Origin of the sequence: Catellatospora tritici (assembly GCF_019083965.1) — a bacterium.
In the GTDB taxonomy this organism is placed as follows: domain Bacteria; phylum Actinomycetota; class Actinomycetes; order Mycobacteriales; family Micromonosporaceae; genus Catellatospora; species Catellatospora tritici.
Genome location: NZ_JAHRCY010000013.1, coordinates 148,648 through 158,319 on the forward strand (window position 1 = coordinate 148,648; position 9,672 = coordinate 158,319).

At 72.5% G+C, this 9,672-nt stretch carries 9 protein-coding genes; 4 read left to right on the top strand and 5 right to left on the bottom strand.

The window, feature by feature from the left end; all coding sequences use genetic code 11:
• Positions 1–51 precede the first annotated feature (51 nt).
• On the top strand, positions 52–459 hold the full coding sequence (locus KUA19_RS27330) for a hypothetical protein (protein WP_217400489.1): 408 nt from the start codon (positions 52–54) through the stop codon (positions 457–459).
• A 14-nt stretch (positions 460–473) separates the two neighbouring features.
• Here KUA19_RS27330 and KUA19_RS27335 read toward each other — a convergent pair whose 3' ends face one another.
• The 4 genes from KUA19_RS27335 to KUA19_RS27350 are packed head-to-tail and all read right to left on the bottom strand — an operon-like array spanning position 474 to position 3,844.
• Complete coding sequence (locus KUA19_RS27335; RefSeq protein WP_217400491.1) at positions 474–1,733, bottom strand: acyltransferase family protein; 1,260 nt, start codon at positions 1,731–1,733, stop codon at positions 474–476.
• Positions 1,734–1,791: 58 nt separating this feature from the next.
• Positions 1,792–2,166, bottom strand: coding sequence for a hypothetical protein (locus KUA19_RS27340; protein ID WP_217400493.1), 375 nt, complete (start codon positions 2,164–2,166; stop codon positions 1,792–1,794).
• Entirely contained in the window at positions 2,159–2,584 is a 426-nt protein-coding gene (locus tag KUA19_RS27345; RefSeq protein ID WP_308167683.1) for a YbaB/EbfC family nucleoid-associated protein, read from the bottom strand. Before KUA19_RS27345 ends, KUA19_RS27340 begins: the two co-directional genes overlap by 8 nt.
• 3 nt (positions 2,585–2,587) lie before the next feature.
• Positions 2,588–3,844: an SUKH-3 domain-containing protein gene (locus KUA19_RS27350; protein WP_217400495.1), complete on the bottom strand. Its 1,257-nt coding sequence runs from the start codon at positions 3,842–3,844 to the stop codon at positions 2,588–2,590.
• Positions 3,845–3,991: 147 nt separating this feature from the next.
• Here KUA19_RS27350 and KUA19_RS27355 point away from each other — a divergent pair, with 147 nt between their 5' ends.
• Genes KUA19_RS27355 through KUA19_RS27365 form a run of 3 tightly spaced genes read left to right on the top strand, consistent with a single transcriptional unit; the run spans position 3,992 to position 9,053 of the window.
• Complete coding sequence (locus KUA19_RS27355; RefSeq protein WP_217400497.1) at positions 3,992–8,152, top strand: WXG100-like domain-containing protein; 4,161 nt, start codon at positions 3,992–3,994, stop codon at positions 8,150–8,152.
• Entirely contained in the window at positions 8,149–8,637 is a 489-nt protein-coding gene (locus KUA19_RS27360; protein WP_217400499.1) for a DUF6301 family protein, read from the top strand. Before KUA19_RS27355 ends, KUA19_RS27360 begins: the two co-directional genes overlap by 4 nt.
• Positions 8,634–9,053, top strand: coding sequence for a TY-Chap domain-containing protein (locus tag KUA19_RS27365; RefSeq protein ID WP_217400501.1), 420 nt, complete (start codon positions 8,634–8,636; stop codon positions 9,051–9,053). The genes KUA19_RS27360 and KUA19_RS27365 overlap by 4 nt, the downstream gene beginning before the upstream one ends.
• Positions 9,054–9,080: 27 nt before the next feature.
• Here the strand turns inward: KUA19_RS27365 and KUA19_RS27370 are convergent, their stop codons facing one another.
• The gene (locus KUA19_RS27370; protein WP_217400503.1) at positions 9,081–9,509 is read right to left on the bottom strand and encodes a hypothetical protein; all 429 of its coding nucleotides are present in this window, start codon (positions 9,507–9,509) and stop codon (positions 9,081–9,083) included.
• Between the last annotated feature and the right edge of the window lie 163 nt (positions 9,510–9,672).

The following is a 9,672-nucleotide window of genomic DNA, read 5'->3' on the forward strand; positions in this document are numbered from 1 at the left end:
CGGTACCACCCCCGACCCACGACCGCTGCCATTGGGCAGGAGGCGAAAACGATGATTCTGCTGGGATTGCTGCTGGTCCTCGGCCTGGGCGGTCTCGCCCTCGCGGCCTTCCTCAACAACGACGGCCTGTTCACCGCCCCGGCGGGGACCGTCGAGCTGTTCGGCTACCACGCCGACCCGAGTGTCGGCCAGGTGTTCCTGGTCGGCGGCGCCGCCGGGGCGCTGGTTCTGGTCGGTCTGATGATGATGTTCGGCGGGGCGGGTCGGCGCGCCCGGCGCCGCCTGGCCGCCCGCCGGGAGCTGCAGGCGCAGCGCGCGGAGATGCGCGACCTGCAGCGCCGCCACGACAGCATCAAGTCGGAGCTGGCCGCCAAGCGCACAGTCGAGGACGACCGGGCCGCGGACCGGGCCGCCGTCGAGGCTGAGGTGGCCGAGGAGGAGAGGGTCGCCGCCCGCTAGCCGGGGTCGGCGCGTCAGGACAGGGGAGGGCCCGGCGGGTCCTCCCCTGTCGGCGTCACCGGCGCGGGCTCGCGCATGCCGAACAGGAACCGGGTCACCCTGGTCCGGCGTACCAGCAGGTCGTACGCGGCCAGGGTCAACGCCAGCGCGACGGTCACCAGCGCGGCGTACTTGGCCAGGATCGGGGCGTGCCAGCCGACGACGACGTACGCGACGGTGACCACGATCGGCTGGTGCAGGATGTACAGCGGCAGCGCGCCCGTGGCCAGGTAGGCGTAGGCCCGTGCGAACGGGCCGGTGCGCTCGCGGGGTGCGGTCGGAGTCCGGGGCCGGTCGAGCAGGCCGAGGATCGCGACGAGCCAGCACCAGCCCGCCGCGCCGAACGCCGCCCGACCCGCCGCGGCCCGCCCGGACGGGTCGAGGAACGGGTCGGCGCCGGAATCGAGCAGGCCGAAGAAGACCCAGGCTGAACCGAGGAACAGGATCAGCCCCAGGCACAGCGCCGGGAAGCGGTCGCGGCGCATGGCCGCGCGAAAGCGGTCGTCGGTGGCCAGGACGCAGCCGTACAGGAAGAAGAGCAGGTAGGCCCAACGGCTCCAGCCCGCGAAGCCCTCCTCCAGCCCCACGACGGCGCTGATCAACGCCACCGGCAGCGCGGGCAGCAGGATCAGTCCGCGCCGGTGCACGGCCGTGGCGAGCCGGTCGCGCAGCCGCCGCAGCGGCGGCCGGGGCAGGGCCGCGGTCGCGGCGGCCAGCAGCAGCGCGTACGCCAGCAGCATCACCACGAACCACAGATGCCCGGACTCGAAGTACTCACCCTCCAGCAGGAACGGGAACTCGTCCGGCGCGAGGCGGACCCGAAAGAAGTCGGGCAGGAAGTCCAGATAGGAGTCGTGGTAGCCGGGGTCGGCGGCGCGCAGGCGCAGGTACTGCGGCAGCGGCAGCAGCGCGACCTCGGCGAAGGCCAGCGGCACTCCCAGCCGCAGCAGCCGTTCGGTGGCGAAACCGCCCGGCCCGCGGCGACGCAGCGAGTGCCGGGCGCCGAATCCGGCGATGAGGAACAGCATCGGCATCGCCCAGATCACCGCGAACCCGGCCAGGACCGTGGTCAGCTCGGTGGTGTCGGCGTTCTTGACGTAGTAGTCGTCGTGGGCGTCGAAGACCAGGGCTGAGTGGAAGAAGACCAGCCCGACCACGACCAGGGTGCGGATCGCGTCGAGTTCCGGACGGCGCCGGGAGGTGACGGTGGGGTCGGACAGCTGCTCGGTCGCCATGCCCGCTCCTTTGTGGTCGGTGCTCCCGATGCGACGCGCCGACCCGGCGCAACGGTTGTCAGATGCGGCGGACGTTGGTCCCGGGCTGGCGCACCGACTGCACGGTGGCGTCGCTCTTGACGTCGGCGCCCACGACGTTGGCGATCGCGTTCTGCACGTTGACGCCCAGTGCCTCGACGGCCTTCGCGACCTGTTCCCAGGCCTTGAGCACGTCCTGCTCGTTGACGCGGTAGCCCTTGTTCTCGCCGCCGTCGCCGAGCTCGACCTGCTTGCCGATCTTGTCCATGCTCCACGGCGGCCCGGCCGACAGGGACTGGATCAGGCGGCCGATGTCACGGTGCAGGTCGGCGAGGTCCTTTCCGGCGGACGCGATCTCCTTGCCCGCCCGGACCGCGCCGTCGCTGTCGACGTAGATCGTGCGTTCGTCAGCCACTGTGCTCCTCCGCGGCCTGCTCGGCGGCCGCGTCGGCGCGGCGCAGCAGCGACCCGAAGTCGCCGGTGCGGACGAACTCGGCCGCTCCGGTGTCCGGCGGCATGAACTCGCCGAGCAGCTGCTGCATCTGCTCGGCAGCCTGGGCCGCCGCGGTCTGGGTCAGCCCGGTGATCACCGAACCCAACTCGCGCGCCGGGTAGCGGCGGTAGGCGTCGTCGTGGATGACCAGCTCCACCAGCTGTCCCTGCGGGCCCACCTTCACCTGGACCAGACGGTCCCTGGTCGCGGCGGTGCCGTGCAGGTCCTTGAGCCGCGCCTGCAGGGTGCCGAGGCCGCCGCGCAGCTTGGTGTAGCGGTCGTACACCTCGTCGAAACGGGCCATGAGGTCGTCGTTGGCGTGCCGGTCAGCGAAACGCACCGCTCAGATTCCTTCCAGTCCGATCAGTTCCAGCGTGCCGTCCTCGCGCACGCGCCGGGGCGCCTGCCCCAGCGTCAGCGCGGTCACGGCGACGTCGAAACCCTCGCCGTAACACCACTCGCCGCCCTGGTCCGCGGCGAAGAACCGGCCCGTCTGGTCCACGGCGAGCACCGCGCCGCAGTCGTCGCGCCCGATCGGGAACACCGCCCGGCCGAGCCGGTGGCCCAGGTCGGCCAGCACCGCGCCGACACCGGCCAACCCCTGATGCCCCACCTGGTACGGCGTGATCCACTCCTTGACGCCGCGGCCGCGCACCGACACCGCCAGCGACGGCCCGAACTCGGCGAACACCTGCCGGGCGGCGGCCAGCGGCGCCAGCCCGGTCTGCTCGGCGATCTGGTCCACCACGGCCTCGGCCAGGTCGAGGCGCTGCGCCGCGTCGGGGAAGGCGCCCCAGCCGCCGGCGTGCAGCGCCGCCGCCACCAGGCCCGGGAACCGGGTGCCCGGCAGTTCCAGGCGCGGATCGGGGGTGAGCGGGTCGGTGAGGCGCAACAGATCTGGTTCCAGCAGCCCGAACTCGACCCAGGCCCGCAGGCATCCGGCGCACGGTGTGGCCAGATCGGTCTCGTCGACCGCGCCGTCGCGCACCTGCCGCAGCCGCACCCGCGCCCCGGCCAGACCGGCGCGAACCTGCTCGAAGGTCAGACCCGGCAGGCCCGCCGCGTCGCGGATCGCGTCGGTGCGCAGCAGCCAGTCGGACAGGACGATCAGTTCGGCATGCCGGTCCTGGCCGCGCACGGTCATCCCGGCCGGTTGCGCCGCGAGCCAGGCGGCCACGAGCCGGTGGTGGGCCGGAGCCCGGTCGACCTTGCAGCCGACCGCGGCGTGCACCGACCCGTCGGCCAGGTGCAGCACCACACTGCTGGTGAACGCGGTGTCGCGGCCGCCCGCGCGGCCCAGTCGCGCGACCGCGTCCACGGCTCGCCGGGCAGCGGTCGAGCCCTGCCGCCGCCACTGGTCGTGTGCCTGCTCGGCGCCGATCGAGCCGAACGTGACCTCCGCGCCGGTGGCCCGTTCGTAGAGGGTCTTCGCGCCGCTGCCCGGCACCGGCGGCTGGTCGTCGGCGGGGGTGGTCCAGACCACGAACGCGTCCGGGAACTCCTGCACCCAGCCGCGCCACGGGCGGCCCGCCGGGTCGGTGTACGACCGGGCCAGGCCCGCGGCGACCAGTTCGGCGTCGTGCCGGGTGAACACGCTCACCGCGCGAATCTACCGCGTACGCCCGAGACCCGCTGCACCGCGCACCTGCCAGACCTGCCCGGCGGGAGCCGGGACTGCGTCACAGCGCCCTTTGCGGTAGTTTGCAGGTTCGAGTCAGACGTCGGTGTCCGGTCAGGAGGGTGGGCGATGTCCTTTCTGCCGTCGCCGATCCCGAACCCGCTCGAGCTGCTACATGTGCCGAGCGAAGTCCGCCCGCTGCTGGAGTGGGTCATCGGCGCCGACTGGCCCGACGGCAACGAGAAGATCATCTGGGATCTGGCCGACGAGTGGTTCCGGGCCGCCGACCAGGCCGACGCGCCGCTGCGCGACGCGGCCGCGCAGGTGACCAACGCCGTCTACGCCACCGGTGGCACGCAGACGCAGCTCGGCGAGGCGATCAAGCTGAGCTGGGACAAGCTCGGTGCCACCGACGAGGCCGCGCTGCCGCAGCTCATCATGGTCCTCGACGTGATGGGGCAGGTCGTCCAGGCCGCCGGGCAGGACATCCAGGCCGCGAAGATCGAGTTCTACATCGAGCTGGTCCTGTTCGTCATCGAGGTCATCGCCCTGATCGTGGCGGCGTTCTGCACCTTCGGCGCCGCGTCGGCGGGTATCCCGGCGGTGCAGGTGGCGACCCAGCTGACCATCAAAGAGATCATCAAGAAGCTGCTGAAGAAGCTGGCCGAGAAGGGCATGAAGGAGCTCACCAAGGCCGCGCTCAAGAAGATGATCAAAGAGGGTGCCAAGGAGGCGCTGGAGGAGCTGGTCACCGAGACCGCGATCCAGGGGGCACAGATCGCCGACGGCCACCGCGACGGGCTCGACGTCATGCAGATCGGCATGTCCGGTGTGGCCGGTTTCGCGGGCGGTTTCGCGGCCGCGGGCGTCGGCCTGTCCCTCGGCCCCGGCCAGGGCTTCGCCCGTACGCTGCGCAACGACATCGCCAGCGAGGTCGCCGGTGACGTGGCGGGCAACCTCGCCACCGGCAACGTGCCCGGCTGGGACGACGTCGGCATGGCGGCCACGTCCGGGGGCCGGTCCAGCGTGCTCGGGCAGGGCACCAACCACCTCGACGGCCTGACCAACAACATCAACACCCAGGTCCAGAACCTGAACACACAGGTCAACGGCATCAACCAGCCGCTGTCGGTGGATGTGGACACCGGTGCGAGCCCGGTCTCCACCACGACGTCGACCGGCAATCCGATCACGACGACGAGCACCGGCGGCAACCAGGGCGCCGGCGGCCACACGAACACCGGCGGCTACAGCGATCCCAGCTTCGGTCCGGCGCTGAGCGGGGTCGCCCCACCGCCCGCCGTCAGCATCGACGCCACCGTGGCCGGAGTGCGGATCGACACCGCGACCGTCGCCGACGCGACCCCGCCGTCGCAGCAGGCCGCACAGCAGGCCGCGCTGCAGCAGAACGCGGCGGCCCAGCAGGCCGCCGCGGGCGGGCCCGGCCTTAGCCAGACGTCGACCGGTCAGCCGCCCACCGCCCCCGCACCCGGCACGAGCGGCGCCCAGCCCGGCTCGCCCGCCGGTGTCCGCCCGACCTCGCTGACCGGACCGACGGTGAGCGCCACGGGCGGTCTGGCCGCGACCACAGGCTCCGGTTCGACCAGCATCGCCGCCACCACCGGCGCGAACGTAAGCACGGGCACGAACGTAAGCACGGGCACGAACGTAAGCACGGGTACGAACGCCAGCACCGGATCCAGCGTCAACACCAACACCGGCGCGAGCACCGGTGCCAGCGTCAACACCAACACCGGCGCGAGCACCGGTGCCAGCGCCAACGCGAACACCAGCACGAGCACGAGCACAGGTATCAACACCAACACGAACGCCGGTCCGAGCACCGGCACGAACACCGGCACGAACACGAACACCGGCACCAGCACGAACACAGGCACCGGCACGAACACCGGCGGGACGACGGCCCACACTGGAGCCTCCTCGACCAACACGTCGACGAGCCCGTCGGGCACTTCGCCCAACCCGGGCGGCACTTCGCCGAACACCGGATCCACCGGCACGTCGACCGCCGCACCGGGGGCGCATTCCGGGCCGTCCGGCGCCGGGACCAGCTCGCCCGCGCCGGGCGGTCCGGCCGTCGGCGACACCCGCCCGCAGGGCGGCAGCTCTGCGCAGGGGCCCGGTCCGCAGGCTCCGGGCAGCGCCGCGAGCCGCGACGGGCAGCCGACGACCGGGTCGCCGGACCCGAACTCGCAGCCGCCCGGCCAGCTGTCCGACCACGACGCGGCTCGCCTGCAGCGCGCGGCGAAGATCACGGCGGCGATGCAGTGGGTGGCCACGCACCGCGACGCGCTCAGCCCGCACCATCTCGCGGGGCAGTTGGTCGACCTGGCCCGCGTACGCATCCGCGCCGAGACCTCGGTGCAGGCGCTGTACGCCGACCGCCGGACCGACGCCGACCCGGACATCGGCGACAACCTGCGCCAGAGCCGCCAACTCCTCAGCGATGCGCTGCAGGCGGCCAACGACCGCACCACCCCTGCGCCCGGCGGCCTCGACCCGGCCGCGCAGCCCACCGGCGGCCCACCTCCGGCGGTCGAGGACAGCCGCAACTACGGCGACCCCGACGGTCACACCATGCCGACCGCCGCCCAGCAGCGCGACCTGGAGGCGTCGCTGCCGCGCAACGCCGACGGCTCGTTCGCCGCGCACACCGACCCGGAGACCGGCTGGGGTGGCGCGTTCGACCCGGTGTCGCCCAGCGCCGACCCAACCCGGGCCACGGCCTGCGTGGACCGGGCGCTGTCGTTCGCCTCGACCTATGCGGGCCAGCCGCGCGTGGCCGCGGGCCGGACGCCCACTCCCGACGGCAGCATCCCGCCGCCCCAGCCCGACGGCCACGTGCGGGTGCAGGACTTCATGGGCGGGCAGTTCCAGCAGCTGGCAACAGGTTTGTCCGACACCGATCCGCGGCACGCCGCCGACGCGCTCACCGCCGGGTTCGACCGGCTGGAGCAGCAGTTGCTCAGCAACGGTCCGGGCTCACAGGCGATCGTCTGCTTCTCCCGCCCCGACGGCACCGCCCACGTCGTCAACGTCATCAACCACGACGGTGAGATCCGCTACTACGACGGCGGCACCCGGATGGGTCGCCCGCCGTTCACCAGCGGCGTGGTGCAGATGGACGGCGTGGTCGTCGACCCGGACCTGCAGGCCACACCGATCCCGGATGCCCCGCCCGGCCACTGGGCCGCCGATCCGGCCACCGCCGGTACGCCGACGCCGGTGGCGCCGGGAACGACCGACGCGACGCCACCGGGCGATGTGCCTCGTTTCGACGACGGCGATCTCAGCTCGACCGGCCGCTTCGATCCGACCCGGCGCCGCGAGCTTCGGCGCGGCACCGACGGATACGACCACTACCCCGGTGACCGGGTCGGCACGCGCCGCACCACGCTCGGGCAGCTGCAGAACATCGGCGGCGGCTTCACCTACGACGACAACAAGCTGCCGTCGGAGGACCTCGCGGATGCGGTCCTGCCCGCGCCGCGTCAGGTGCCCGTCGACCCGGCCACCCCGGAAGGCCAGGCGATCGACGCCGAGGCCCGGGTGAACCGGCAGATCCAGGCCGAGCGCCGGGCGACCTGGGACAGCATGGTGGTGCCGCTGCTGCCCGCGATCACGGCGGCCGGGTTCGACGTCACCCGCAGCACCTTCGGCGGCGACAACCAGAACACTCAGGACTTCCGCGACACGATGGAAGGCGTGCTGTCCGACACCGAGTTCGCCCAGCTGATCACGGCGATGGCACAGTACCGGGCGCAGGGCATCGAACTGGTGCGCTCCAGCGAGCGCCTGGGCCTGCTGGCCGGCAACTACCTGAGCGAGCACATGTTCACCGAAAGCACCCTGGTGACCGGCGGCGTCGACGAGCAGGGGCGGCCGGACAACTTCGACCGCATCCTGGTCGAGGCGAACGACGCGGGCATCGTCATCCTCGAGGAGAAGGGCGTCGGCTCCAGCCTCGGCACGCGATGGGTGCAAAACCCGGACGACCCCGACGGAGAGCTGATCAACAGCGAGCAGACCTCGCCCGAGTACGTCCACGGCGTGCTCGAGATCGACTACAAGCTCGCCGAGGCGCTGGCCGCTGACCCGGAACTGGCCGAGCGCATGCAGCAGCTCGCCCGGGACGGCAAGATCCGCTGCATCGTGGTGCGCGGCAAGGACGACGGCACCATCATGATCCAGGAGGCCGTCCTCGATCCCGACCGGCTGCGGGCCGACACGATACGATTGGCCGGCTACCAGGGACAGGAGCAGCAGTGACGACCGTGCAGCCGATCGCCTCACCCGTCGTACGCGATGTGCTGACGGCGGTGCGGGACTGGCGCTGGAGCTGGTCGGCCGACGAGCTGCCCGCGCTGCTGGCGCACCTGCACTGGACCGTCGCGGTGCAGATCCCCGACGGCGCGGTCCTGGCCGAACCCCAGTGGGGCGTGCCGGGCCTGCGCAACACCATCTCCGTCGCCCGCGGCAGTGTCCAGTACGTCGACATCAAGCTCAGCACCCGCGCCCCGGAGCGCTCCGAGCAGACCCTCGCCGACCTCAACGACGCGTTCGTGCAGGTCGTCGCCGACGCCACCGCGGTGCTCGGCCCGGCCGACGAGTCCCTGCCCGGCGCCGCTCCGGCGCAGCGCTGGCGACTGCCCAACGGCGTGTTGACCATCACCCGCAGCTCGTGGACGGTCTCGGCGAACTGGGCCGAGCCGCAGTTCGCCGCGTCGGATCCGCAGACGGCGGGGGTCGCGTGACCGCCTGGGACGACTTCGCCGCACTCCTGCGTCAGGACCTGGCCGCGCTGGCGGCCGGGGATACCGTGCTGCTGCGCCACGGCCGCCGGATCGTGCAGTTCCAGCAGCTGCCGCGGCTGCTGCGAGCCGAGGTCGTCGGCAACGCGTTCCTGCCGCCCGAGGAGCAGCTGACCGAGGCGGAGCAGGCGTCGCTGGCGGCGTGGGGCTGGCAGCCGCCACAGGGGCAGACCGAACCGAACTGGTGGTTCAACCTGCCCTGGCCCGCGACCTCGGCACAGTACGACGCGCTGACCGCGCGACTGGTCGCCGCCGTGCGCGACGGGAGCGGCGTGGCCGACCCGGCTCAGCTGACAGTAGAGGCCTGGCACGACGGCCCCACCGAGCCGCTGCCGCTGAACCTGGCCATCGCCCGCTGACCCGTCGGCTCGGTGGCCGGGCCGCGCTCACGCCGTGGCGGAGAAGACTTCCAGCTCGCGCCGGTGCGCCTCGATGGTGCGGTAGACGAACATGAAGATGAGCACGCTGACGCCGGTGCTGATCACGGCCAGCACCGGCCCCACCGAGGCGGTCAGCCAGGGCCCGATGATGCCGAGCACCGTATGGAGTCCGAGCAGGCCCAGGGTGAGCACCCGCAGCCGGGGCGCGGGCCGGTCGGCACGGGCCAGCAGCCACAGGGCCAGCGAGGCGACGGCGGTGGTGATGACGCGGGCCAGGGTGACCTGGTTCAGGAGCTGCGTCCTCGAAACGGCGTTGAGCAGCAGCGACTCCGCGCTGGTCAGGCCGCCGACGACGGCGACGACCTTGAGCTTGTTGCGCGGTACGCCCAGCCAGCGCGGACGGTCGTGGGATTGCTGGTGGGGCTGCTCGTACATCGTTTCCTCGCCTGTCGCTAAAGGGTGCGAGCGGCACGCTACCGCAGCCGCGGCGCGCGCTGGTGCCCGCGCTGGAGTGCGGGCGGGGGAAGACGGTCGAGGGCTGGGCGCCCGGAGCGGGCGCCCACCCCCCACCGACGTGTGAGGAACCCTACGGGGGTAG